This window comes from Microbacterium sp. NPDC058389 (genome assembly GCF_042722305.1).
Lineage (GTDB): Bacteria > Actinomycetota > Actinomycetes > Actinomycetales > Microbacteriaceae > Microbacterium.
The window spans coordinates 106,904-130,522 of record NZ_JBHXJQ010000001.1 but is presented as its reverse complement, the minus strand read 5'-3'; the positions used below and the strand labels follow the sequence as shown (position 1 = coordinate 130,522).

The window sequence follows — 23,619 nt, the reverse complement described above, 5'->3', positions numbered from 1 at the left end:
TCACACCCACGAGCGTCGCACGGCCTCCGCGCCCAGCTGGATGCGGGTCGTGACGCCCGCCCGCTCCATGAGCTCGGCGATGCGGCGCTGGGCGGTGCGCAGCGAGATGCCGAGCTGGGCCGCGGCCGCGGCATCCGTCAATCCGAGCAGCAGCAGCTTCAGCAGCTCGCGGTCGGCATCCGCGCGGGTCTCGCCCTCGGCGGGCGCGAGGAACTGCGTCGCGGCCGACCAGTACTCCTCGAAGATCGCCATGACGAGGTCGAGCAGGCCGCTCGGGTGGATGAGCAGCGCGCCGAACCCGCGCCCGTCCTCCTGCGAGTGCATCGGCAGCAGCGCCATGCGATCGTCCGCGATGAACATGCGGGTCGGCAGCGACGGCAGTACCCGGACCTCCTCGCCGACCAGCGCGCTCTCGCGCGCGAGCTGCAGGAAGCCGGGGCGCTCCAGCACGCCGCTCTCCACGATGACGCGATACCGCACGCCGCGCAGCAGCGCGCGCTCCTCCTCGACGTTCTCCTCAGCGGTGACGAGCGCGACCTCGCTCAGCACGAGCACACGCACCTCGCGGGTCGACGCCGCCTGCAGCTGCGCGACGCGCTGGCGCACGGCGTCGTCGCCGATCACGACGTCGACGACGTCGGCGGCGCTGCGCTGCTCGGCCGCCGAGCGGTAGACCTCGCTCAGCTCGACGACAGCCTCGTGCGCACGGGTCAGGCCGCGTTCGCGCTCGAGCAGCAACGGGCGCAGCGCCATCGCGGGCGGTGACGCGACGAGCCGCTCGGCGTCGGAGGCGTGGCGGGCGAGCAGGCCGAGCCCCTCCAGCTCGGCGACGATGGCCCTGACCCGCGTCGGGGAGAGGCCCGTGTCGGCGGCCGCGGCGGCGATCGACGACGACGGCCGCTGCAGCACCGAGCGGTACACCTCGGTGTGCACGGCGTCCAGTCCGAGCGCGTCGAGCATCCCGTTCCCGTCCCGCCTGGCGGAAGGGTGCCATGGCGTATCTCCGCCACCACCCTATGAGAAGGCCGTGAGAGATTCGTGACAAATCCCCACACCACGGAGAGGTGCACATGTCACACCCCACCCCGTCGGGCCGGCGCCTGCGCGCCATCGTCGCCGCCACAAGCGGTCTGGCGATGGGCATCGCCGGCGTCGGCGCCGCTGCCCTGCCATCCGCCGCGAGCACGGAACCGGACGCCGCCCCCACGGCGACCGCCTCCGTCTCGGGCTCCCACACCGTCACGCTGATCACCGGCGACCGCGTCACGGTGACCGACCTCAGCGACGGCACCCACGCCGTGTCGGTCGAGACCGTCGAACCCGGCGCGGGCGTCCAGACGTTCGACGTCAAGGGCGAGCTTCACGTCGTGCCCGCGGACGCCCAGCCCTATCTCGCGTCGGGCGCGCTGGACGGCGACCTGTTCAACGTCACCAAGCTCATCGACTACGGCTACGACGATGCCTCCGTCGATGCGACGCCGGTCATCGTCGAGCAGTCCACCGCCCGCTCGCGCACGGCGCCCGAGCCTCTCCCCGGCATCGAGCTCACGACGACGCTGCCGAGCATCTCGGCGTCCGCCGGCACGGCTTCGCACGCCGACGCAGCCGCCCTCTGGTCGGCCCTCACCGGGCCGGGCGACACTCCGACCGCCCGGAGCCTCTCGACCGGCGCGCAGCTCGGCGGCAGCGTGTCCGCCGTCCACCTCGACGGCAAGGTGAAGGCGACGCTCGACTCGAGCGTCCCGTACGTTGACGCACCCGAGGCGTGGGAAGAGGGCTACACCGGCGAGGGTGTCACGGTCGCCGTGCTCGACACCGGCTACGACGACACCCACCCGGACCTCGCCGGCCGCGTGCTCCCCGGTGCCACCAGCTTCGTCCCCGGCCAGGATGTCGCGACCGACGTGCAGGGGCACGGCACCCACGTCGCCTCGACCATCGCCGGCACCGGCGCCGCGAGCGACGGCACCCATCGCGGCGTCGCCGACGACGCCGACCTGCTCATCGGAAAGGTGCTCGGCGACGACGGCTACGGCCAGGACTCGTGGATCATCGCGGGCATGGAGTGGGCGGCCTCGAACGCTCCCATCGTCTCGATGAGCCTCGGCTCGCAGGAGGCGTCGGACGGGACCGACCTCATGGCCGCGGCGGTCGACCGTCTCTCGGAAGAGACCGGCGCGCTGTTCGTCATCGCGGCGGGCAACTCCAGCGCCCCCGAGACCATCGGTTCCCCCGGATCGGCGGCATCCGCCCTCACCGTCGGCTCGGTCGACGACCCGACGGGCGCGCTGTCGTGGTTCTCCAGCCAGGGCCCGCTCACGCGCTCGGGAACGCTCAAGCCTGACATCGTCGGCCCGGGCAACGACGTGACGGCGGCGCGTTCCGCCGACAGCGGCGGGGAAGGCTTCTACGTGTCGATGAGCGGCACGTCCATGGCCACCCCGCATGTCGCGGGCGCCGCGGCGATCCTGAAGCAGCGTCACCCGGAGTACACCGGAGCCCAGCTGAAGGCCGCGCTCACGAGCACCACGGCCGACGTGGGCCTCACGTCCTACCAGGGCGGCACCGGCCTGCTCGATGTGGATGCTGCGATCGACGTGCCGGTGATCGCCTCGGGGTCGGGCGACTTCGGCATGCTCGCGTGGGGCGAGTCCCCCGCGCCGGTGTCGCGCACCGTCGCGTATACGAACCGCGGCGACGCCGAGGTGCAGCTGTCGCTCGCCGCGACCCTCACCGACACCACGCCGGGCTCGGGCGGCGGCATCGAGCCGATGTCGGCGGGCGCGGAAGTGCTGACGATGGATGCCGACACGCTGACGATCCCCGCCGGTGAGAGCCGTTCGGTGACTCTCACCGTCGACCCGTCGCTCATCGCCGCCGGCACCCAGCTGTCGGGCGAGCTCATCGCCTCGGCGGACGGCACGGCCCTCACGCGCACCGCACTGGGTGCGATCGCCGAGGAGGAGCGGTACGACCTGACCCTCACCGCGACCGACTTCGACGGCAACGCCGCCGGGGCCTACGCGTGGCTGTTCAACGCAGAGACAGGCTGGTACTCCCCCGTCGCCGTCGACGGCGAGACGACGTTGCGCCTGGTCGGCGGCACCTACTCGGTGATGTCGTTCCTCGAGCTCAACCGCACGCCCGACGCCGTCGCAAGCGTGCTCGTCGGCGACCCGGACGTGCAGCTCGACCAGGACCGCACGGTCGCCCTCGATGCGCGCGCGGCGAAGCAGCAGACGGTCGACGTCGGGACCAAGGGCCTCGACGCCACCTTCCGGCGCGTCGACTACACCTCCGACGGCTTCTCCGGGAGCGCGATGATGCCGGTGTGGGTCGACGAGATGTGGGCGCAGCCCCTGACGGCCGAGACCGCGGACTTCTCGTTCGCCACCCGGTGGCGCCTGCAGCGCCCGACGCTGACGCTGAACGCCGGCAAGACCACGCTCGACGTGATCCTGCAGGCCGGATCGACGCCGCTGGACGGCGCGATCAAGACGGCAGCGGTCGACGCGGGCGACGGCAGCACCGAGGCGTTCGCCGCGGTGGACGTGCGCGGCAAGGTCGCCGTCGTCACCCGGTCCAACGCGGTCTCGGCGACGGCGCGGGCGGCCAACGCCGCCGCGGCCGGCGCCGCGCTGCTCATCGTCGCGAACGACGCCGACGGCGAGCTCAGCGAGTGGGTCGGCGCCGACGACTACGTCACGCCGGTCGCGATCCCGGTCGCGGGCATCAGCGGCGTCCAGGGGCGCGAGCTTCTGACGCAGCTCGCCTCGAAGGGCGTGAAGGTGACGGGCACCGGCATCCCGGATGCCGACGAGATCTGGGACGTCGCGCAGTACGGCGACGGCGCGATCCCCGCGAACCTGGCCTACAGGCCGGGCAAGCTCGCGAAGATCGACACCACGTACTTCGGCCAGCCCGAGACGGTCGGCGAGTTCCGGTACGACTTCGTGCCGGGCGCGCTGTACGGCAGCGGCTTCCCGATGCGGGCCGCCCGCGGTGCCGAGCGCACCGAATGGGTCAACACCGATCAGCTGCAGTGGTACCAGGACGCGACCGTCGTCGGCGTGGACTGGCAGATCCGCGACGTCAAGCGCGCCTACAACGCGGGCTCGCGCAGCGAGACGAGCTACTTCGGCTCGATCGTGCGGCCCTACGTGGGTCCGGGGTATTGGGCGCCGCACCGCTCGGGCGACGGCATCCAGTTCAACCTGCCGTCGTGGGCCGACGGCGGCGACGCGCTCCACACCGGCACCTTCGACGTGTTCGCCGGCAACCCCGGCATCGCGCAGCAGACCGATGTGTACGTGGACGGCGCACTGGCGGCATCCGGTCAGTACCAAGGGGCGAACCTGTGGGGTCTGCCGGAGGACGATGTCGAGCTGCGCGTGGTGAACACCGCTACGCAGGACGGATCGCACCTCGCGTCGTCGACCGCAACGACGACGGAGTGGAGCTTCCACTCCTCGGGTGCCGCCGACGACTACTCGCAGCGGATCCTGCCGATGATCCAGGCGTTCTACGACATCGACCTCGCCGCCGACGGCCGCGCCGGAGACGGGCGACGCAAGGGCAGCGGTGTGACGCTCGGTCTCGAGCTCGGCCACCTGGGCGGCGCGCTCGGCGCCGCGAAGATCACCGAGGCGACGCTCGAAGCCCGCGGCGCGGACGGCACGTGGCGTGCGGTGGCCCTCGCTCCGGCGAAGACGGACGCGCCGACCGGCGCGACCGAACCGCCGTCGGGCACGTTCGCCGAGGGCCGCTCGTTCGTGAGCGCGTTCCGCGCCGACGTCCCCGTGCCCGACAAGGGAGGCTGGGTCGACCTGCGGGTGACGGCGAAGGATGCCGCCGGCAACACCTTCTCGCAGGAGATCGTGAAGGCGTTCGAGGCGGTGCCCACGAAGGGGATCCGCTGACCGCCGAATGACCAGGACGGCCCCGGTGCGCAAGCGCCGGGGCCGTTCCGTCTGCCCGATGTTCACTTGTGTTCAGTTCGATCGCCTGAACGCACACCGGCTGGCACGATTGCTGCGTCCGCCGCCATCCCGGGCTGCGGACCGTGAGATTCGAGGAGGAATCCCGTGCCCAGGAAACGGACCACGCTGCTCGTCGCAGCAGCCGTCGGCGCCCTCTGTCTGGCAGGCGCCCCGGCGCCCGCTCTCGCCGCCGACGGTCTCGCCGGCGACGTCCACTACGCGAGCGACCTCGACTGGGTCTCGGCCGACAACGGCTGGGGACCCGTCGAGCGCGACTTCAGCAACGGCTCCAAGGCGGTGCCTGACACGACACGGACCGTCCAGTCGATCCGCGGCGTGCAGTACCCCAAGGGCCTCGGCACGCACGCTCCCGCCCGCATCGTGTACGACGTGGCTCAGCAGTGCTCCCAGCTGCTCGGCTACGTCGGCATCGACGACAGCCAGGCCGGCAAGGGCCGCGTCGACTTCGTGGTCAAGGTCGACGGCACCGAGAAGTTCCGCATGGCCCGGGGCGGCACCGACCCGGCCGGCCGCCTGAACCTCGACCTGCGCGGCGCGACCAGCTTCGAGCTCATCGCCGAGACCGGCCCCGAAGGCAACGGCAACGACCACGCGGACTGGGCTGACCTGCGCATCAACTGCACCGACGAGTACCTCGCGCAGCCGCTCACCGTCACCGCGAACGACGTCGACCTGTCGCTGCTGGCCCCCGGCGCGCCCGTCTCCGTCACCGTGACCGGTGCGAACCCGCAGGTTCCGGTGACCGTCGGATTCGCCGGCGCCGAGGTCGTCGCGAACTCCGACGACAGCGGACGCGCGACGGCGTCGTTCGTCGTGCCCGCGGACACCCCCGCCGGCGAGTACTCGATCTCCGCACGCGCGGAGTCGCTGTTCGGCGCGGTCGCGCAGGGCGCGATCGCCGCGCACGTCGTCGCAGTGTCCGATACGGCGTACTTCGTCGACTGCTCCGCCACCGGCTCCGGCGACGGCTCCGAGGCGGCGCCCTTCACGTCGCTCGAGCAGCTGAAGGGCGTGCAGCCCTTCCAGCCCGGCCAGTCGGTCCGCTTCCAGCGCGGCGCCGAGTGCCTCGGCACGTTCGCCCCGACCGGCTCGGGCCTGGGCACCGCGCCGATCACGGTGTCGCCCTACGGCGACGGCGACGCGGAGGCCACGATCAACGGGAACGGCGCGCTCGCCGGCATCCACCTGCTCAATGTCAGCAACTGGACGGTCGACGGCATGCACGTCGTCAACCCGGGCACGCCCGACCAGCGCCGCGTCGGCATCCTGTACGAGATCAACGACGGGACCAAGCGCAGCGGCGTCGTGCTGACGCGCAACCACGTCGAGAAGGTCGCCGGCTGGTCCGACAAGACCAGCCTGGGCAACGCGTTCTCGCGCTCGGCGGGCATCTCGGTGCTCGGCGACGGCGTCGGCTGGTTCGACGGCATCACGGTCACCGACAACGTCGTCAACGACACCGCCGCGGGCGGCATCAAGCTGTCGGCGCCCGACACCACCAAGCACTACAACGAGAAGGTGTACATCGCGCGCAACGACATCCGCGCCGTGGGCGGCGACGGCATCGTTATCCACAACTCCGACAAGCCGGTCATCGAGTACAACTCGGCGATCGACCTCGGACACGGCGAGTACCCGTTCCTCAAGGGCAACTTCGCCGGCATGTGGCCGTACAACTCCGTGGATCCGCTGTTCCAGTACAACGTGGTCGGCAACAGCGTCGGCTCGACGTACGACTCGACGGCGTGGGACTGCGACATGAAGATCAAGGGCAGCTGCACGTTCCAGTACAACTACTCCTACGGCAACGCCGGCGGCTTCTACCTGGACTGCATCTCGGGCTGCGGCACGGCATCGACCACGACCAACGCGATCCTGCGCTACAACGTCTCACAGGACGACTGCCGCCTCGGCGGCGCGAGCGGCGGACCGGGCCTGCACCTCATCTACAACAACACGTTCTCGTGCCTGAACCGGCCGTTCGAGGACGACATGACCGCGCCGCGCCAGGTGAAGAACAACATCATCATCGCGACCGGCGGGTCGTTCAAGACGACGGGCGGGGTGTACGCGAACAACGCGTACTTCGGCGGCATCCAGCCGCCGGCCACCGAGACAGGCGCGATCGTCGGCGACCCGCAGCTCATCGCGGCAGGCAGCGGACAGCTCACGCGCGCCCTCCCCGGCTACGAGCTGGCCGTCGGCTCGCCCCTGCTGGGTGCGGGCACGCCGATCGCGGATGCCGGCGACCGCGACTTCTTCGGCAACCCGATCCCCGCGACGCCGAACATCGGCGCCTACCAGGGAGCCGGTGTCGAGGTCGCACCCCTGCCGTTCGACGCGCTCGTCAACCAGACCGCGGTGGCCTCCACGGCCAACCCGCGCAACGGCGCGGTGACCGCCGACTACCGCGTGTTCTCGGCCGAGTCGCTGGCGGACGCGGGGCTCGCCGTCGGACAGACCGTGACCGCGTTCGGCGACGAACTGGACTGGCACCCGACCGCCGTGGGCACACCCGACGCCATCAAGGTCGCCGGGCAGCAGGTGTCACTCGAGGGCGAGGGCGACGAGCTCATCGTCGCCGGCTTCTCCGCCGGCACGGCGACGTCGGGCACGGCGACCGTCCACTACCAGGACGGCACGAGCGAGCAGGTGGTGCTCTCGCTGCCGCTGTGGAGCGACGGATCGACGGATGCCGCCGACACCGCACTGCTCGGCAGCGCAGGCTCGTATCTGCAGCGCACCAAGCCGTACCTCGGCGGGACGATCACGACCGTCACGGCCCCCGCGTCGGTGTTCGCTCAGCGCATCCCGCTGTCGGGAAAGCCGGTGGCGAGCGTGACGCTTCCCGAGGGCAGCGAGGTGACGGGCGAGGGCCTGAGCCTGTTCGCGATGGAGCTCGCGGGCAGCGCCGTGCCGACGTCGACCTCAGTGGTGACCGAATGCCGCGGGCCGAACGCCTGGGTGCACGTCACCGTCGCCAACGAGGACGACGCCCCCATCTCGGTGGCGGTCGACACGGTGCTGGGCGACGACATCAAGGTCAAGCTCAACCCGGGCAAGGACACGCGATCCTCATTCAAGATCCGCGAGGCACTCGCGGACGGCGAGGTGACCGTGATCGCCTCGACCGCCAGCGGAGCGCGCACCACCACCGTGGTGCCCTACACCGGGATCGGCTGCCGCTGATCCCCCGGGTCCAAGGCGGGGGCGGCGCACACGCGTCGCCCCCGCCGCCGCATGCTCGGGATGCCGCTCCCCGAGTGCACACGAACGCACATGCCGAACATCCACACGTTAGGGTGAGCCGATGATCGCCGAGCAGCGTCGCGAGCGCATCCTCCGCGAGATCGTGATGCGCGGTCGCCTCGAGGTCGCCGACTTCGCGCGTCGCACCGATCTCAGCGGCATGACGATCCGGCGAGACCTCGCCGTCCTGGCCGAGCGCGGGCTCATCCGGCGCGTGCACGGCGGCGCGGTCCTGCCCGAGACCGCCGACGCCCCCGCCGTGGGCACGCGCGGCATCGGGTCCTCGTCGCGGCCGGTCGCAACGATCGGCCTGATCGTCCCGGATGCCGCGTACTACTTCCCGCCCGTCATCCGAGGTGTCGGCGAAGCAGCACGGAGCGCCGGCATCCGCATCGTGCTCGGCACCACCGACTACGACCCGCGCGAAGAGACCCACCAGCTCGCGAGGCTCGACGCCGGGGGCGCGGACGCCATCATGCTCGTCACGGCGCGCCCCGGCGTGGACGACGGCATGACGTGGCAGGCCATCGCCGACATCCGCACGCCGGTCGTGCTCGTCGAGCGCTCCGCCGACGGCGCACCGACCACGCTCCGCGTCGACTCGGTGCGCTCGGACCACGGATTCGGCGCGGAGCTCGCTGTCGATCACCTCGCCGAGCGCGGCCACCGCGGTGTCGGGCTGCTGCTGCGAGAGACCGCGACCGCACCGTGGATCGCGGACGGCCACGCCCGCGCCACCCGGCGTCACGGCATGGCCGACGCACCGGTCGTCTTCGCCCCGTCGCTGCGCTGGGGCGACGGCTCCACGTCGGACCTGCTGCGCGCATTCCTCGACGACTGCCTGGATGCCGGCATCCACGCCGCCGTCGTGCTGCCCGACGATCTCGCGGTGAGCCTCCTCGGCATCGCCGAAGGACGCGGGCTGCGGGTGCCCGAGGACTTCGCGATCGTCGCCTACGACGACGAGATCGCCTCGTTCGCCACCGTGCCGCTGACCGCGATCGCGCCGCCCAAGCTCGCGGTCGGCCGCCGCGCGCTCGAGGCGTGCCTCATGCGCCTCGAGCAGCGCGACCTCGCGCCCGCGCAGCGGGTGCAGCTCACCCCGGCCATCAACGTGCGCGAATCCACGTGACGCGGCATCGGCGCGAGGCGGCGGCATCCAGTCCCCACGCCGATGCGCGTCACCACATCAACGCGACGAGCTCGGCGAAGACGTCCTCGGGGTCGTTCTCCCAGCCACGGCGCGTGAACCACGTCGACACGTTGACCACGTCGCGGTACAGGAAGTCGTAGCCCTGCGGGTTCGCGGCGACGTCGACGATCTGCGGCAGGTCGATGACCACGATGCGGCCGTCGTGGTCGAGCAGGTTGTAGGGCGAGAGGTCGCCATGCGCGAACCCCGCGCGCGCGAACGCCGCGAGGATCGCGACGACCTGGTCGAACGCGTCACGGAGCTCGTCACCGTGTCGCCGGCTCTGCGCGAGCCGCGGCGCGGCAGTTCGACCGTCGCCGATGAACTCCATGAGCACCTCGGTGTCGCTCACCTGGACGGGGTACGGCACCGGCACCCCGGCGCGCCAGGCGCGGCACAGCGCCTCGAACTCGCTCGCGGCCCAGTGCCCGGCCGCCACCGAGCGCCCGTACGCGGTCTTGCGATGCACAGCGCGCGCGTCACGCGTGTTGCGCATCGAGCGCCCCTCCTCGTACGAGCCGGAGCGGTGGAAGTCGCTGTGGTGGGTGCTGCGGTAGCGCTTCGCCGCCAGCAGGACGCCCGGCGTCCCCGGGACGGCGCGTTCGATGAGATGGACGTCGGCCTCCTTGCCGGTCTTGACGACACCGAGCTCGGTGTCGAAGGCGCCGGAAGCGGTGACGACCCACGCCGGATGCGGCAGCGGACCCCGCTGCGTGGGCGGAGACGCCGGCCACGTGGACCAGCGCTGATCGGGGCCGGGCTCGAGCTCCGGCGACAGGATTGCGGAAGACACGTCGAAGCGTGCAGATGACATCGGATGGACTCCAGAACAGGAGGCCGCCGACGATCAACGGGTGCGGGCGACCTCGAAGGGAAGGGAAAGGGTCTGGGGCGCGACAAAGGCAGCCATCATGCGACCTCCTTCCGTTCCGGGGTGCCGGAGCACCGATCGCGCTCACTCTAGCCGAACCCTCCGTGCGGCATCCATCCCCCGCGAAGCGCGTCCGGCCGCGCTCCCCTATCGTTGGCACATGCCGAGCGTGCTCATCGAAGTCCGGCGGGGCTACTCCCCCGCCGAGGAAGTCGCCCTCATCGACGCGGTCCACGCGAGCCTCGTGTCGGCGTTCAAGATCCCGGTCGAGGACCGCTTCAGCCGCCTCGTCTCGTACGCACCCCATCGCATGGTCGACGGCCCGGAACCCGGCGTCGCGGATGCGTACACGCGCGTGACGATCGACTGCTTCCCCGGCCGCTCGCTCGAGGCCAAGCGTGCGCTGTACCGCGAGATCGTCGAACGGCTGGAGCTGCTCGGCATCCCGCGCGCCAAGGTGTCGATCCTGCTGCACGAGAGCGGTTTCGAGAACTGGGGCAGCGGCGGCATCCCCGCTGCCGACGTCGACCTCGGCTTCACCGTCGAGGTGTAGCGGGTCCTGCGGGCGCGTCCTGCAGTGCGCGTGACAGCGGCCGTGGGCATCGCCCACGGCCGCCGCATCCCGTACGGGGGACGGGATCCTCAGTCGCTCGTCGCGGTACCTCCGTTCGCGATCGTCAGGGACGACGTCTCGTGGCAGCTTGCCGCGATGTGCCGCTGCGCCGGGTTGTCACTGTGGTAGCTGACCTGCCACGAGTAGTCGCCCGACACGTTGACCGCCGTGGTGTTCGCCGTCGAGCCCGTCTGCGGAGACGGCCCGTCGAGCGACGCGGTGGTGGTGTAGACGACCGCGCCCGTGCAGTTGCTCGTCGCGAACAGCGAGAACGTCACGGTGCCCTTGACGTTGCCGCCCGCCGTGGCCGACACCGTCGCCGAGTCGTTCGGCACCCACGTCTGCGCGGTCGTCATCGACGTCGGCACGGTGTTGACCGTGACGTCCTCGTTGCCGTCCTGGCAGTTCGCGTTGTGCGTCACGCCGTTGGTGTTCGGCGACGAGCCGCTGTACACGGCGACCCAGTGGTACGTGCCCGGATCAGCGGGCACGAACGCGGGACTGTTCGTGTACGTGTTGTCACCGCTCACCGTGACCTGGCCGGACGTGTAGGCCGGTGTGCCACTGCACACCGCGCCCGGTCCGTACGCCTTGAACACGATGTTGCCGCCCGCCGGCGTCAGGTTCTGCGGCGCCGACGTCTCGATGATGTTCGCCGTCGGCTGCGTGGCCGTCCCGCCGAGCGCCGCCTGGTCGCTCACCGCGTTGCCGAGGACGACGTCCTCGCTCGCCGTGGTCGACAGCGTCGGCGTCACCGGGGTGACGGTGAAGCACTCGCCCGCGCTCGAGTCCTTCGAGCCCGGGATGCTGTTCGCCGGATCGCCGGAGAACTCCGCGCGCCAGCAGTACCTGCCGGCCGACGTCACCCACGCGGTCGGCGACAGCACCGTCTGCGGGTAGGTGCCCGCGGCGTTGAGGTTCGTCGGACCGATATGCGTCCCGCCGGTGTCGCACGTGCCGGAGTCCTTCTTGCAGAGCCAGAAGTCCACCGATCCGGCCGGCGTCGCCGTACCTCCGGTGAGGCTCACGACGGCCGAGTCCTTCACCGCGACGACTCCCGTGCCGATCGATACCGTCCCGCCGAGAGGCAGGCCGCCGGTGTCGGAAGGCGTGGTCACCGTCGACGAGCCGCAGTTGCTCAGCGTGATCTTCTGCAGGACGGTGTCCTTGTAGTCGGCGGTGTCGGAGTTGCCGGTGACGGTGCTCGGGATCACGTTGGCGAACGCGAGGCACGCCCCGCCCGATCCCATGCCGTTGTCGGTGAGGTTGATCGCGGCCTCGCCGCGGAACCCGTCCGGACTGTACTTCGCGTCGTACGTGCCCGCGGGGAGCGCGCTCAGCGGGCTCAGCGTGAGGTTGGGCGCGGTGCCGGACCAGGTGCGGACGTACAGCGTCGTGCTGCCGCCCTGCTGGTCCCACAGGATCATGAAGTCGCCCGCCTGACGGTTCGCCCACGGGTTGCAGTTGGCGATCAGCTGCGCCTCGGTCGCGGTGCCGTACGCGCACGCAGCGGGTGCGGAGTTCTTCATGAACTCGTAGGCGATGAAGCCGCTGCCGGTCTCCTTGTCGCGCTGCCAGGCGAAGTAGAGATAGTCCTTGCTGCTCACGCGAGCGGTCGCCAGCCACACCTGATTGAGGTCGACCTGGGCGTTCGGGTTGGTGAGGTCGAGCGTGGGCACGGCGTCCTTGTGGATGACTCCGATCTTGGTCGTGCTGGAGTTGAGCGGCCCGAGCTCCTTCGTGTTGCCCGCCGGGTCGGTGTAGGAGGTCGTGCCGGCGTCCGGCACGTTCCCGTCGATGTTGTACGGCCCGATGACCGCGGCCGATGCCGCCGACGCGGTGCCGACGATCACCCCCACGACCAGACAGCCGGTGATTCCCGCGGCGAGCGCGCGGCGCCGCATCCCCTTGCGCATGGCTTTCCCCTTTCCCCAGGCCAGTGCTGGGCTTACGCTAGGGACTGCGTGGGGACGAGACCATCGGGTGTTCGCGCGGTGAGTTTGGGGAAACTCCCTAAGGCGCCCGTCCCAAGCGAGGCACGCGATTTCGGGAGGGAATCGTGGGCACGGAAGAGGCATTCGCGCTCGTAGTCGTCGGAGACCACGTCAGGGCCGACTACGTGGCACTGCTGCGCCGTCTCGGACTGCCGTCGGCGGCCTTCGGGCGGTCGGTGGATGCCGCCGCCTGGCTGAACGCGACGCCGCCGGCCGTCGCCATTCTGGAGGTCGAAGACGGCGGCTGCGGGTTCCTGCGCGAGCTGCGCGACCGATACGGTCCCGACATGCCGGCGGTGCTCGTATCGGCAGAGCGGGTGACGCCGGCGGACGTGGTCGCGGGACTGCTCGTCGGCGCCGACGACTACGCGGCGGAGACGATGGATGCCGAGGAGTTCCTCGCCCGCGTGCGCCGACTGATCGAGCGCACGAGGCCCGCCCGCAACGCCACGGCCGATCTGCGCCGGCTGTCGTCGCTCACGCACCGCGAGCGCGAGGTGCTGGCCCTCACGACGGAGGGCCTGACGCAGAAGCAGGTGGCGACGGCCATGGGCATCAGCATCAAGACCGTCGGCGCGCACATGCAGAACCTGCTCATGAAGCTCGGCGTGCACTCGCGCATGGAGGCCGTGGCGCTGGCGGCGCGCGCGGGCGACGGCAACGGGACCGGCTGAGCGGATCAGCGGAGCGCCGTGCGGCTCGTCGCCGTGGCCTCGAGCCTCACGCCATCGGGCACGAACATCGTGACGACCGGCGGGTGCCACGTGCCGGTCACCGTGACTCTCGCCGACGCGCCGTCGGGCGAGGTCGCCGAGACGAGGCCGGCGTCGCCGCCGATCTCGGCGATCATCGCCCGTGCCTCTCGCTCGACGTCGTCGTCCGAGAGGGCCGCGACCGCGCCGTCCGCGGACACGGTGAGTTCGAAGCCGTCCGCCGCGGCGAGCGCCGCGGCATCGGCGACGGCATCGAGATCCTTCTGCGCGAGGTACAGGCTCGTCGCCGCGGTGCACACGAGCACGACGGCGATCGCCAGGATGCCGTAACCCAGTGTGAGGAGCAGGACGCTCCCGTCGTCGTCGGCCCCGCCCCGGGCGCCCCGGTGCAGGGCGCGCCGCACGTGCGCTCTCACTGCTCGCTCCAGAAGCGCGAGACCTTCTGCACCGAAGATGCCTCTACCGGGATGACCGCCAGATCATCGAGACCGAGCACCGGCGGGACGAGCGGCAGCGTGACCGTCGTGCGGACGGTGACGTGGAGCGCCGCGCCGGCGCGTGGGCACTCGGCGCCCGCGGGCGTGCACGAGACCGAGAGTTCGACGTCGTCGAGGTCGTACTCGTCCGAGACGGCGGCGAGGACCGCATCGGCGCGGCCGCGTGCGTCCGCTGCGTCCGAGGCGGTCGACACCGCTCGCGCGATGTGCCGGGCCGCGGCCTCGGCGCCGAGGCTCTGGCCCTGGACGAGGCCGAGCGCGACGATGAGGTACACGAGCGGGACGAGCATCAGCAGGCCGAGGAGGATGAACTCCAGCGCCGCGGACCCGCTCTCAGGATCGTCTGCTCCTTCCGCGACGGGGACCCCGCGCTCAGTCGAACGATTCGACAGGCGCATGGGCCGTCACCTCCAGAGCGCGCGGCGCACCCAGCAGCCCGACAAGGGGCAGCGTGGTCGTGACCCGCACCTCGACCGCATCGTGACCGAGAGCAGTGGTCTCGCGGACGCGGACGTCGGTCGCGTACTCGGCGCCCACCGTGCGCGTCAGGATGTCGCGCGTGCGGCGCACGCCGTCGTCGAGCGTCGTGTCGGCGAGCGCCGCCTCGTACGCGCCCTCGACCGCGGCATCGTGCACGACGTTGCGCACGTACACCGCCAGCCCGAACTGGAGCACCGCCAGCGTGAGCGCGGTCAGCAGCGCGCCGACGAGCACGAATTCGACGGGGCTGGCGCCGGTGTCGTCGCCGAGGTCCGCCCGCAGCCGGGAGCGCACGCCCGCGGCGAGACGAGCGACGGCGGCGCGCACGGTCTAGAGGCCCGCGCCCGAGACGCGCTTGAGCGCCTGGTCGAACAGATCCGCCAGCGCCGGTCCGGCCAGCGCCCAGATCACGACCACCAGGCCTGCCGTCATCAACGTGATGAGAACCCACCCGGGCACGTCGCCGCGTTCGTCGTCGGCCAGGTCGTCGACGGCCGCGTGCAGTCGCGCCACGAGGCGCAGCATCCGATCTCTCATGGTTTCCTTTCCGGCGTCAGCCGAGTCCGAGTCGCAGCATGAAGATCCCCGGGAAGACCGCGAACAGCACGCTCAACGGAAGGATCAGGAAGACGAGCGGGAACAGCATGTAGATCTCTTTGCGCCCGGCGCGCTCGATGAGCGTGCGCTTGGCGTCCTCGCGGGCATCGAGGGCCTGTGCCTGCAGCACGTGTGCGAGCGGCGCACCGCGTTCGATCGCCGCGACGAGCTGGTCGACGGAGCGGGTGAGGGCAGGGATCTCCAGCCCGGCGGCCAGCCGCGTGAGGGACTCGGACAGCGGCGAGCCCGTGCCGACCGCCACGACGACTCCCCGCAGTTCGGTCGTGAGCTCCCCGGCCCCGACCTCGCTCACGCGCCGCAGCGAGTCGAGGATGCCCTCGCCGGCCGACAGGCACAGCGACAGGAACTCCAGCACCGTCGGAAGCTCCTCCTCGATGCGCGCGGCCCGGTTGCGGGCGGCACGGGTGAGCCAGGCGTCGCAGCCGAGCACTCCGGCCACGGCGGCGACCGGAGGCAGCAGGCCGAGTGCGGGCGAACCGCGACCGACGAGCACCAGCGCGACGACCGCCACACCGCCGAGCGCCAGGCCCACGATCGCCCACGCGAGCTGCCGGACGCGGAAGCGCGCCGCGTCGATGCTCCACCCGGCGCGGTGCAGCCGTTGTGCGAGCTCGGCGTCGCCGCCCGCGAGGCGCATCAGCCGCAGCCGCAGCACGGGCGCCCACGTCCCTGCAGCGGCGGAGACGCCGCCCGTGACGTCGATGCCGCGGGCATCGGTCACGTCGCGGATGTAAGGGGCGATGCGGCGTGCCAGGGTCGGCGCTCCCCATCGCGGGGCGAGAGAGACGAGCAGGCACACGCCGGCGCCGAACGCCGTGCCGAGCACGATCGCGAAGGCGAGGTCGGTCGCAGCGAGGGCCATCATCCGAACCACCTCCGCGGTTCGGGAAGCCGGCCGAGCCGGAGCATGAGCCGGTACGCGACGAAAGACACGGCGGCCCCGACGAGGATGAGTGCGATGCCGGTGGGACTCGCATAGGCACGGGCACCCTCGGGGCGCATCGCGAGGAGCGCGAGGATCACCCACGGCGCGACGACGCCGAGCACGGCCGCACCCCGGATCCACGACTGCCGCGACTCGACCTCGGCACGCAGGGCGGCGTCGGCGCGCACCGATGCGGCGAGGGCGCGGAGCACCGCCGTCAGCTCGGTGCCGCCGACCTGACGTGCCATCCGGAGCGTCTCGACGATCCGATCCGCCACGGGGTCGGCCAGGTTCACCTTCAGCCGCAGGATGCTGGAGTCGAAGTGACCCGAGGCGGCCATGTCGCGCGAGAAGCCCGCGAAGGCGGGGCGAAGCTCGGCGGGCGCGGACTCGGCCAGGCTCGACACCGCGTCCGGGAGCGACATCCCCGCCCGCACCGAGGCGATGAGCAGATCGCACACGTCCGGCCACAGACCTCGTCGGACGCGCATGAGCCGCGAGCAGCGGGCTCGCAGCCACGTGAACGGCGCGATCGCCCCTGCGGCCCCGGCGACCAGCGCGAGCGCCGGCACCGGGGCGATGAGCCAGGCGACCGCGGCGAGCACGACCGCACACACGACGGCGACGACGAGGAGCGACGTCGGCGACGTCCGCGACATCCCGGCGTCCTCGAGGAGGCGTGCGAGCGGGCCGCGCCGGGCGGGCTGCTCGGCGACGCGCCGACCCGCCGGCCACAGCCACGGCGAGAGCACGAGCAGCAGTCCTGCCGCGAGCACCGCGCCCCACACGAATGTCATGCCGCGCCTGCCAGGTACAGCGTGCGTGCCGTGACGACCCCGTCCTCGATCCCGGTCGGCGCGACGATCTCGACGACGCGACGCGCACCGCCCGCGTCGCGTTCGCAGTGGGCGACGAGATCGACGGATGCCGCCACCGCAGGCTGCACGAAGGCCGAGTCGATGTTGCGCCCGGCCAGCAGCGGGAGGGCCGCGAGCTTGCCGAGCGCCTCTCGCGCAGAGTTGGCGTGGATCGTGGCTGCACCGGGAACGCCGGTGTTCAGCGCGAGCAGCAGGTCGAGCGCCTCGGCGTCGCGCACCTCGCCGACGACGAGACGGTCGGGGCGCATGCGCAGCGCCTCCTTCACGAGGCGCCGGAGCGTGACCTCCCCGGTCCCCTCGAGGCTCGGCTGCCGGCCCTGGAGCGACACGATGTCGGGCGCGGCGACGGCGAGCTCGAACGTCTCCTCCACCGTGACGATGCGGTGCGCGGGCGGGCACGCGGCGATGAGCGCACCGAGCAGCGTCGTCTTGCCTGCGTGGGTGGCGCCGGAGACGAGCACCGACCGGCCATCGACCATGGCGTCACGCAGCAGGCCCGCCGCCTCGGGGGCGAGCGAACCCGCCGCGACAAGGCGTCCGAGATCGCGGAAGGCGGGGAGGAACTTGCGGATGTTGACCGCCCAGTGCCGGCGGGTGATGTCAGGGATCACCACGTGCCCTGTTGTGCGCTACCCGACAACAGAGAAGGCCCCCTCTCGCTCAGGCAAGAGGGGGCTTTTCGTCAGGCAGCGCGGCGCAGAACGCGTCGCGCGGTGAAGGGGTCGTGCGCCTGGCCTTCGAGCGATACCGCGGCCCGTCGGAGTAGCTGGTAGTACCGTGCGGGCTTCAACCCGAGACGCCCGATGATCGCTTCTTCCTTGGCGCCGGTGTGGCGCGGCCACGCGCGCTCGAAGTCGAGCAACTCCCCCGTACTCACTCGGCGGCGGACGCCGCGTCGAGCGCCTCGCCGGTGAGCGCTTCATACACGGCACGGGCGGCAGCGTCTACCCCCGCCTCGAAGGCCGGCAGCTTGTCGGGGCCGGCGTACTCGGCGGGGATGTTGATGACGACCTGGACGATGCCGTCGTCGTTGAAGAGGTTGAGCGTCAGAGTTCCCATCACGGCATCAGATCACGACCCGCCGACATCACTCCCAGGCTGCGTCGATCGCGCCGTTCGTGTTGTCCCAGAGGTAGGACTGGAAGTCGTGCGCAACGATCGTCTCGCCTTCCCGCAGGTACTTGTCTCCGGGCTCCCAGGCTTCGACCGCGAGCGTCGCAAGAGTGGGAGCCGAAGCCGTCGCGTAGACCGCCGCGCCAATAGCCGTCCCAGCGTCGACGAGCTGATCGCGCGTGAGCGGCGACGAACACACTCGCGCGACCGCCTCGTACATTCCCGGCTCGGCAGTCGAGTCGATGACCTGAATCTGGAAGAGTCGCACGTCCTCGCCTAGCTGGGCGGTCTCGGCGGCGGCACCGATCGCTCCACCGTCAGCGGGATCGAGAGGAGTGGGCTCGTAAGCGGCGCACGCCTCTGGAAGCTCACCCGTCGCTGCCCCGGTTGCAGTGGGTGTCGGCGACGGCGCGGCCGACTGTGTGGCCGACGACGTGGGCTTGGGGTTCGCAGCCCGAGGCTGCGGCGCACAGGCCGTGAGAACGACGAGCAGGGCAGCCAGCGGCGCGAGCTTTTTGAGCATGGCCCTCACCGTAGCGGAGCGGTCCGCGTACGCTCGACGACATGGACGACCTTGGCGACGGCGCGCAACTGCGCTGCCCGCGCGACGGCATCGTCATGCGTGACATCGACGGCGGGTGGACGTGCCCGTCGTGCGGGCACGTGATCGCACCGACGATGCCGATCCGGATCCCGCCAGCGTTCCGCGGACCAGCTATCAACGGCGGCTAAGGCCTGTCTGACAAGCGTGGTGTGTTTGACGATCATGCTTCACTTGGGCCGATGTCCTGAGCCGTAGGCTGTCGGCATTACGACGATGGGCGGAGGCATTGTGTCAGGTGTGAAGCAGAAGGTCACGGCGGCGTACGCGGCTGAGGTGGGTCGCGCGGCGTTTACGTGGGGTTGGCCGCTGGTCAACATGCACAACCGGCTGTCGATCATGGAGCAGGTTCCCGAGCCGGGACTGCTGAAGGGAATCGTTCCGGCTGGGCCACCGAATCACATCGGCATGCTCCACGACTACATCCGCCCGGAAGAACGCGTTGTCGCGTGCCCGAACCAGGATGTCGTCTACGGGTTCGGTGCTCTGGACGCGCAGCGGGGACCCGCTGTCGTGCAGGTTCCCGATTTCGGTGACCGGTTCTGGGTGTACCAGATCGTGAATCAGCGCACGGATTCGTTCGTCGAGCTGGGGAAGATGTATGGCACGAAGCCGGGACACTATCTCCTCGCGCACGAGGATTGGGACGGCGACGTTCCCGAGGGTATCGCGGGGGTTTTCCGGTACGACACCCGCATCGGGATCGTGATTCCGCGCGTGTTCCAGGACGACACGGATGAGGATCGCGCCGCTGTTCAGCCGGTGGTGAACCAGGTCAGCGTGTACCCGCTCGCCGACTTCGACGGCAGCATGAAGGTCATCGATTACTCGCAGGTCCCGAGCTTTGGTGGCGACGGGGCGTCTGACGGCGACGAGGAAACCCAATGGGTTGACCCGGACACGTTCTTCGACCTGCTGCCGTCGGTGCTCGACGAGATCCCGGCACGTCCTGGCGAGGAAGCACTCTACGCATGGTTCCGGGAGGTGCTGGACGCCGCCGCCGAGGACGACACGATCGCCGCGGCGTTGAAGCAGGCGGCGCTCGATGCGGATGCGACGGTGCGGGAGTTGTTCGAGTTCCGCAACTACGGGATCCCGCTGGCGGCGAACTGGACGACGCAGCGCCTGGGCGCCCGCTTCGGCACGGACTATCTGATGCGCACCGCGGTCGGCAAGTCAAACATCTTCGTGAACACACCCAACGAGACGTCGTACTTCTACCTCGACCTCGATGCCCAGGGTGCACGTCTCAACGGGACTAACACCTACACGGTCCGCTTCGATGCCGATGAGATCCCACCCGTGCAGGGCTTCTGGTCTCTCACGGTCTATAACAAGCACCACTTCTTCCACCCGAACGAGCTGGACCGCTACTCCCTGGGGACGAAGAACAAGCACCTCACGTTCGGCGACGATGGGAGTCTGACGCTCACCGTCGGTGGAACGGCGCCCACCGACCCGACCGAACTCGCGAACTGGCTGCCCGCGCCCGCGGACGACTTCACCCTCTACCTGCGCACCTACTGGCCAGCCCCGAGCATCCTCGACGGCACCTGGCAGCCGCCCGCAGTCGACCGCACCGCGTAACCACCCACACCGTCTCGCAGCGACGGGCCGCCCAGTCGAACCAGACGGGGCGGCCCTCCGCGTTCACGGTGTTGCATGATGTTCGGCCCGACAGTGTCAGACGCAGCCAAGCCGTCAGCCGTTGCGGCGTAGCCTGGAGTCCTCGGCCGGGGAGAGGAGATATCCCATGGTCAGAGGTCAAGGTGGGCCGCGGCTGAGCAAGCCGCTGATGCTGAGTATCGAGCTCGACTCGATCTGCTCACGCAACCGATACACCGCCGACCCGGAGCCGGTGATCGCCGAGTTGCGCGCCGCTGCGGGGAGGCGGACGGACGTGCTCGCCGAGGCCGCGGGCCTCTTCGCCGGCTACCACGGCGGTGAGCACACGCACACGCTCTGCGCCGCGCTGCGGTCCGAAGTCGACGGCATCGGACCGTGGGTGCAGGTCGGGCAGGAGCGCCGCCACAGAGGCGTGCACCGCGCCCCGTAACGGCGCCCGACCTACCGCCGCTTGAGGTCAGGGTGTGTGCTCTCGATCTCTGCCGCCTTCTCGTTCGCGCCATCGACGCCCTGCTCGTTCAATGCCGCACCGAGTTCGAGGACGTGGTGCAGCTGGAGTTCGTCGTCCGCGTTCGACCATCGGTTCTGCGCGAACGTGATGCCCGCTTCCACCCGACGGGCGAACTCCCTGGACGACATGCGACGCTCGGTCATCGTCCCATCATCCACTGCGCGCGCCACCGGTCAGCCACCTGCTGAGGGTGAACCTTGACGCCCAGACGCTGTGGCCGCGATAGTGGTGCAAGCCGCTCGCCATTGCCCACGCTGGGCGCGCGGCTGCCCCTCCGGGTGGCGACGAAGCCCGAGCCCATGGAGACGACCCCCCGAGTCCCGAGGCGAGGGCGAGCGGTCGGCGGCGGGACCCTGATCTGTGGCCCGCCGCCGACCTATCCCCAGTCTGCGAGCGCGACCGAAGCTCTCTCAGCCGTCATCGTACGACTGTCACCCCGGCGGCGACAGTGGCCTGCGCGGAGGACGACCCAGCGACGCGAGCGGCACACCCGAAGTGCCGAAGGGCGCTCAGCGTCGCCGAGCCTAAGTCTCGTCGGCCTCATGGGGGTGGAACCGACGACCCTGTGCACGAGGCTAGGGGTCAGTCGCGGAAAGCGGTAGCCCCCAACGACGAAACGCCCCCACCCTCCGCGAAGGAGAGTGAGGGCGTTCATGGCGTGGGCGTTAACTCAGACGACTCGGTGCAACGTGCCGTCAGGGGCCTGCCAGATGGTGCCGGCCGGAGCTCCGCCGGCGTCGGCAGAAGTGATCTCCGGGAGCGGTCCGATGGTGAACGCCGCGCCGCCGAGGAACTTAGGCGCGGATGCCTCCGGAAGAGAGGTGATCACGGCGGCGGTCGTGCCATCTGCGGTGCCGGCGTCGATGGGTGGGGAGAGCCTCTCCTCGATCTTGGTGGCGGAGTTCTTCGTGACGAGGGCGTAGGACGTGGCGATCACGACCAGCGACAGCAGCACGAGCACGGGCCACGACGGGATCGTGTCGGCCGTGATCGCGTAGTACAGCACGAACACGATGGCCGTCAGCAGCAAGGCGACGACGATGGTAACGAGCTTCCGCTGCCACGACCTCTTCACGAACGGCAGGACGCCGTTCAGCGCGGCGATAGCGTACGGCGCGAAGAACGACAGCAGCACGAGCACGCCGGCCGGCGCGGTGGGAATCTCCAGGTTCATTCCTTCTCCTTCTCTTGGTTCTGGACGTACTCGCGCGACCACTCCAGGTGGGCGCCGAGCTTGTCGTCGATCGCGGTGATGCGGCCGTCGAGGTGGGTGTCAGCGTCGGTGAGGCGGCCGACGTCGCGACGCACGCCGCGGATGTCAGCGCCCTGCGCGTCGAACCTGCTGTCGACGTGGCGACGCATCTCCGCGATTGCAGCCATGGACTCCCGGTGTCGGGCGTCCATCTCGTCGCGCATGATGATCGGGTTGCCCTGGTCATCGACGTGCGAGTTCGCGACGTGCTCCCGGGTCTCGGCGACGTCCTTCTGGGTGCGAAGCATGGGCGGAAGGACCGCAGACAGCACGCCGCCGAGCATCAGCAGCCCGGGCCCGATGATCGTGGCCGGGCTGTCGACGAGCGGCGTGCCGTCGGCCGCGTTGAGGTAGCCGAGTGCGACGAGCCCGACCAGGAGCAGGGCGGCGCTGAGGACGACCCACACCACCGGGTGCCCGGGTCGGTGCGGGCCGCCGGTCACTTCTCGAGCGCCTTGGCGATCTTGGTGTCGAGCGTGCTCACCGACCTCGTGAGCGCGGCGATTGCTGCCTGGTTCGCGTACTCGCGGGACCAGTACGAGCCGGGCTTGATGACGTCGCGCGGGATGCCGTAGCTGTCGGTCACCCGGAACGCGTCGACGTCGTCGAGCACGTGGCGCTCGTCGACGACGGACGACACGTTGCGCACGATGTTGGCGGTGGCCATGTCGGGCATGGCGGCGAAGTAGTCGGGGCCGACCTGCGCGATGAGGCCGGACTTCTTCCACTGAATCTGGATCGACATGGTGTCGTCCTCCTTGTGCTTGGTCGGTTCGAACGGGCGGGCTGCCCATCCGGCGGGGAACCCCGTGCCGCGGTACTGGTCGCGGGACGGGATGTAGTCGAAGTGCCACCACTCCCCTGCGTCGAGCGCGGTGCGGATGAAGCCGTGGCGGGCGAGCAGCGCGACGACGGCGGGGTTGTTGCCGTCGTCGCTGTCGGAGGCGAGGCCGATGACGTGCATCGACTTCGACGGGTGCAGCGCCAGCGGTGCCCACGGGCCCGTCCCTGCCTTGTATGCCAGGTACGCGAGGTAGAGGCGCATCTGGGTGTCCCAGTCCGCGATGGTCCGGTTCACGTCGATCTGACGGCCGAGCTCGGCCTCGGCGCGCGCCCATGCCGCGGCGGCCTCGGCCTCGAGCGTCAGGCCGGGGCGGAGTGTGATGAGGGGTGTCATGCGGGGCTGCTCCCTTCTCCGTGCACGGCCGTGATGGCCGTCGCGAGGTGTGTGTCAGTAACCGCGCCGAGGTTCAGCCCGGGTGGCGGCGCAGTCGCGGCGATGTACTGGTCACGCGTCTCCTTTGCGTACGCGTGCACGTCCGCGACGGTCTGCGCGCCGTCGACCTCCGCCGTAACGAGTTGGCCCATGTTCTGTTGCACCCACTGACGAGCGCCGCCGATACCGCGCTGCTCGGCAACGGCGATGAAGCGCTCCTGGAGGTCGACGTCGCTGCGGGCGTTGATGTGTTGAGTGGTCGTCGCCATG

25 protein-coding genes and 1 pseudogene are annotated in these 23,619 nt (G+C 70.6%); 8 read left to right on the top strand and 18 right to left on the bottom strand.

Going from position 1 to position 23,619, the window contains the following annotated elements:
- Positions 1-960, bottom strand: a complete 960-nt coding sequence (locus ACFWJ8_RS00705; RefSeq protein ID WP_378807764.1) for a transcriptional regulator TrmB — start codon at positions 958-960, stop codon at positions 1-3.
- A 110-nt stretch (positions 961-1,070) separates the two neighbouring features.
- Here ACFWJ8_RS00705 and ACFWJ8_RS00700 point away from each other — a divergent pair, with 110 nt between their 5' ends.
- From ACFWJ8_RS00700 to ACFWJ8_RS00690, 3 genes are all read left to right on the top strand, one after another.
- Positions 1,071-4,919 (top strand): S8 family serine peptidase, encoded by a 3,849-nt coding sequence (locus ACFWJ8_RS00700; RefSeq protein WP_378807762.1) that lies wholly within the window; start codon positions 1,071-1,073, stop codon positions 4,917-4,919.
- Between the two features lie 165 nt (positions 4,920-5,084).
- Complete coding sequence (locus ACFWJ8_RS00695; protein WP_378807761.1) at positions 5,085-8,189, top strand: NPCBM/NEW2 domain-containing protein; 3,105 nt, start codon at positions 5,085-5,087, stop codon at positions 8,187-8,189.
- A 121-nt stretch (positions 8,190-8,310) separates the two neighbouring features.
- A complete protein-coding gene (locus tag ACFWJ8_RS00690; protein WP_378807759.1) occupies positions 8,311-9,381 on the top strand; it encodes a substrate-binding domain-containing protein in 1,071 nt (356 codons plus the stop codon).
- A 49-nt stretch (positions 9,382-9,430) separates the two neighbouring features.
- Here the strand turns inward: ACFWJ8_RS00690 and ACFWJ8_RS00685 are convergent, their stop codons facing one another.
- On the bottom strand, positions 9,431-10,234 hold the full coding sequence (locus ACFWJ8_RS00685) for a serine protein kinase RIO (protein ID WP_378807758.1): 804 nt from the start codon (positions 10,232-10,234) through the stop codon (positions 9,431-9,433).
- A 238-nt stretch (positions 10,235-10,472) separates the two neighbouring features.
- On the opposite strand from ACFWJ8_RS00685, the gene ACFWJ8_RS00680 reads away from it, so the two are divergent.
- On the top strand, positions 10,473-10,865 hold the full coding sequence (locus ACFWJ8_RS00680) for a tautomerase family protein (protein ID WP_378807755.1): 393 nt from the start codon (positions 10,473-10,475) through the stop codon (positions 10,863-10,865).
- Positions 10,866-10,954: 89 nt separating this feature from the next.
- Here ACFWJ8_RS00680 and ACFWJ8_RS00675 read toward each other — a convergent pair whose 3' ends face one another.
- Positions 10,955-12,841 carry a hemagglutinin gene (locus ACFWJ8_RS00675; protein ID WP_378807754.1) on the bottom strand — a complete coding sequence of 629 codons (1,887 nt, stop codon included), beginning with the start codon at positions 12,839-12,841 and terminating at the stop codon, positions 10,955-10,957.
- Between the two features lie 143 nt (positions 12,842-12,984).
- Here ACFWJ8_RS00675 and ACFWJ8_RS00670 point away from each other — a divergent pair, with 143 nt between their 5' ends.
- Entirely contained in the window at positions 12,985-13,593 is a 609-nt protein-coding gene (locus ACFWJ8_RS00670; protein WP_378807752.1) for a response regulator transcription factor, read from the top strand.
- Positions 13,594-13,598: 5 nt separating this feature from the next.
- Here ACFWJ8_RS00670 and ACFWJ8_RS00665 read toward each other — a convergent pair whose 3' ends face one another.
- From ACFWJ8_RS00665 to ACFWJ8_RS00620, 10 genes and pseudogenes are all read right to left on the bottom strand, one after another.
- A complete protein-coding gene (locus ACFWJ8_RS00665; protein ID WP_378807749.1) occupies positions 13,599-14,048 on the bottom strand; it encodes a pilus assembly protein TadG-related protein in 450 nt (149 codons plus the stop codon).
- Positions 14,045-14,527 (bottom strand): TadE family protein, encoded by a 483-nt coding sequence (locus ACFWJ8_RS00660; protein WP_378807748.1) that lies wholly within the window; start codon positions 14,525-14,527, stop codon positions 14,045-14,047. The genes ACFWJ8_RS00665 and ACFWJ8_RS00660 overlap by 4 nt, the downstream gene beginning before the upstream one ends.
- Positions 14,502-14,936 (bottom strand): TadE/TadG family type IV pilus assembly protein, encoded by a 435-nt coding sequence (locus tag ACFWJ8_RS00655; RefSeq protein WP_378807746.1) that lies wholly within the window; start codon positions 14,934-14,936, stop codon positions 14,502-14,504. Before ACFWJ8_RS00655 ends, ACFWJ8_RS00660 begins: the two co-directional genes overlap by 26 nt.
- Positions 14,937-14,939: 3 nt before the next feature.
- Positions 14,940-15,134 carry a hypothetical protein gene (locus ACFWJ8_RS00650; RefSeq protein WP_378808639.1) on the bottom strand — a complete coding sequence of 65 codons (195 nt, stop codon included), beginning with the start codon at positions 15,132-15,134 and terminating at the stop codon, positions 14,940-14,942.
- Between the two features lie 28 nt (positions 15,135-15,162).
- The gene (locus ACFWJ8_RS00645; protein ID WP_378807744.1) at positions 15,163-16,092 is read right to left on the bottom strand and encodes a type II secretion system F family protein; all 930 of its coding nucleotides are present in this window, start codon (positions 16,090-16,092) and stop codon (positions 15,163-15,165) included.
- Positions 16,089-16,949, bottom strand: a complete 861-nt coding sequence (locus tag ACFWJ8_RS00640; RefSeq protein ID WP_378807742.1) for a type II secretion system F family protein — start codon at positions 16,947-16,949, stop codon at positions 16,089-16,091. Before ACFWJ8_RS00640 ends, ACFWJ8_RS00645 begins: the two co-directional genes overlap by 4 nt.
- A pseudogene (locus tag ACFWJ8_RS00635) lies at positions 16,946-17,647 on the bottom strand (CpaF family protein); the annotation flags it as partial. The gene ACFWJ8_RS00640 and the pseudogene ACFWJ8_RS00635, both read right to left, overlap by 4 nt.
- A 65-nt stretch (positions 17,648-17,712) precedes the next feature.
- Positions 17,713-17,892 (bottom strand): DUF3263 domain-containing protein, encoded by a 180-nt coding sequence (locus ACFWJ8_RS00630; protein WP_378807741.1) that lies wholly within the window; start codon positions 17,890-17,892, stop codon positions 17,713-17,715.
- Positions 17,893-17,903: 11 nt separating this feature from the next.
- On the bottom strand, positions 17,904-18,089 hold the full coding sequence (locus ACFWJ8_RS00625) for a hypothetical protein (RefSeq protein ID WP_378807739.1): 186 nt from the start codon (positions 18,087-18,089) through the stop codon (positions 17,904-17,906).
- A 28-nt stretch (positions 18,090-18,117) separates the two neighbouring features.
- Positions 18,118-18,675, bottom strand: a complete 558-nt coding sequence (locus ACFWJ8_RS00620) for a hypothetical protein (RefSeq protein WP_378807738.1) — start codon at positions 18,673-18,675, stop codon at positions 18,118-18,120.
- A gap of 32 nt (positions 18,676-18,707) precedes the next feature.
- Between ACFWJ8_RS00620 and ACFWJ8_RS00615 the strand changes: the two genes are divergently transcribed.
- The 3 genes from ACFWJ8_RS00615 (at position 18,708) to ACFWJ8_RS00605 (ending at position 20,800) form a co-directional block, all read left to right on the top strand.
- On the top strand, positions 18,708-18,875 hold the full coding sequence (locus ACFWJ8_RS00615; RefSeq protein ID WP_378807737.1) for a hypothetical protein: 168 nt from the start codon (positions 18,708-18,710) through the stop codon (positions 18,873-18,875).
- A gap of 109 nt (positions 18,876-18,984) precedes the next feature.
- Entirely contained in the window at positions 18,985-20,331 is a 1,347-nt protein-coding gene (locus ACFWJ8_RS00610; RefSeq protein WP_378807735.1) for a DUF1254 domain-containing protein, read from the top strand.
- A 208-nt stretch (positions 20,332-20,539) separates the two neighbouring features.
- Positions 20,540-20,800, top strand: a complete 261-nt coding sequence (locus ACFWJ8_RS00605) for a hypothetical protein (protein ID WP_378807732.1) — start codon at positions 20,540-20,542, stop codon at positions 20,798-20,800.
- 11 nt (positions 20,801-20,811) lie between these two features.
- Here ACFWJ8_RS00605 and ACFWJ8_RS00600 read toward each other — a convergent pair whose 3' ends face one another.
- The 5 genes from ACFWJ8_RS00600 to ACFWJ8_RS00580 form a co-directional block, all read right to left on the bottom strand.
- Positions 20,812-21,024, bottom strand: coding sequence for a hypothetical protein (locus ACFWJ8_RS00600; protein ID WP_378807730.1), 213 nt, complete (start codon positions 21,022-21,024; stop codon positions 20,812-20,814).
- A 527-nt stretch (positions 21,025-21,551) separates the two neighbouring features.
- Entirely contained in the window at positions 21,552-22,055 is a 504-nt protein-coding gene (locus ACFWJ8_RS00595) for a hypothetical protein (RefSeq protein ID WP_378807728.1), read from the bottom strand.
- Positions 22,052-22,576, bottom strand: coding sequence for a hypothetical protein (locus tag ACFWJ8_RS00590; RefSeq protein WP_378807726.1), 525 nt, complete (start codon positions 22,574-22,576; stop codon positions 22,052-22,054). Before ACFWJ8_RS00590 ends, ACFWJ8_RS00595 begins: the two co-directional genes overlap by 4 nt.
- Positions 22,573-23,310, bottom strand: a complete 738-nt coding sequence (locus ACFWJ8_RS00585) for a hypothetical protein (protein WP_378807724.1) — start codon at positions 23,308-23,310, stop codon at positions 22,573-22,575. The genes ACFWJ8_RS00590 and ACFWJ8_RS00585 overlap by 4 nt, the downstream gene beginning before the upstream one ends.
- On the bottom strand, positions 23,307-23,618 hold the full coding sequence (locus ACFWJ8_RS00580) for a hypothetical protein (RefSeq protein ID WP_378807723.1): 312 nt from the start codon (positions 23,616-23,618) through the stop codon (positions 23,307-23,309). The genes ACFWJ8_RS00585 and ACFWJ8_RS00580 overlap by 4 nt, the downstream gene beginning before the upstream one ends.
- Position 23,619: the final 1 nt, after the last annotated feature.

Coding starts and splice junctions, on each gene's coding strand:
- ACFWJ8_RS00705 (WP_378807764.1), bottom strand. CDS start 960: ATGCTCGACGCGCTCGGACTGGACGCCGTGCACACCGAGGTGTACCGC.
- ACFWJ8_RS00700 (WP_378807762.1), top strand. CDS start 1,071: ATGTCACACCCCACCCCGTCGGGCCGGCGCCTGCGCGCCATCGTCGCC.
- ACFWJ8_RS00690 (WP_378807759.1), top strand. CDS start 8,311: ATGATCGCCGAGCAGCGTCGCGAGCGCATCCTCCGCGAGATCGTGATG.
- ACFWJ8_RS00680 (WP_378807755.1), top strand. CDS start 10,473: ATGCCGAGCGTGCTCATCGAAGTCCGGCGGGGCTACTCCCCCGCCGAG.
- ACFWJ8_RS00675 (WP_378807754.1), bottom strand. CDS start 12,841: ATGCGCAAGGGGATGCGGCGCCGCGCGCTCGCCGCGGGAATCACCGGC.
- ACFWJ8_RS00660 (WP_378807748.1), bottom strand. CDS start 14,527: ATGCGCCTGTCGAATCGTTCGACTGAGCGCGGGGTCCCCGTCGCGGAA.
- ACFWJ8_RS00650 (WP_378808639.1), bottom strand. CDS start 15,134: ATGCTGCGCCTCGTGGCGCGACTGCACGCGGCCGTCGACGACCTGGCC.
- ACFWJ8_RS00645 (WP_378807744.1), bottom strand. CDS start 16,092: ATGATGGCCCTCGCTGCGACCGACCTCGCCTTCGCGATCGTGCTCGGC.
- ACFWJ8_RS00640 (WP_378807742.1), bottom strand. CDS start 16,949: ATGACATTCGTGTGGGGCGCGGTGCTCGCGGCAGGACTGCTGCTCGTG.
- ACFWJ8_RS00625 (WP_378807739.1), bottom strand. CDS start 18,089: ATGGGAACTCTGACGCTCAACCTCTTCAACGACGACGGCATCGTCCAG.
- ACFWJ8_RS00615 (WP_378807737.1), top strand. CDS start 18,708: ATGGACGACCTTGGCGACGGCGCGCAACTGCGCTGCCCGCGCGACGGC.
- ACFWJ8_RS00605 (WP_378807732.1), top strand. CDS start 20,540: ATGCTGAGTATCGAGCTCGACTCGATCTGCTCACGCAACCGATACACC.
- ACFWJ8_RS00600 (WP_378807730.1), bottom strand. CDS start 21,024: ATGACCGAGCGTCGCATGTCGTCCAGGGAGTTCGCCCGTCGGGTGGAA.
- ACFWJ8_RS00595 (WP_378807728.1), bottom strand. CDS start 22,055: ATGAACCTGGAGATTCCCACCGCGCCGGCCGGCGTGCTCGTGCTGCTG.
- ACFWJ8_RS00585 (WP_378807724.1), bottom strand. CDS start 23,310: ATGACACCCCTCATCACACTCCGCCCCGGCCTGACGCTCGAGGCCGAG.
- ACFWJ8_RS00580 (WP_378807723.1), bottom strand. CDS start 23,618: ATGGCGACGACCACTCAACACATCAACGCCCGCAGCGACGTCGACCTC.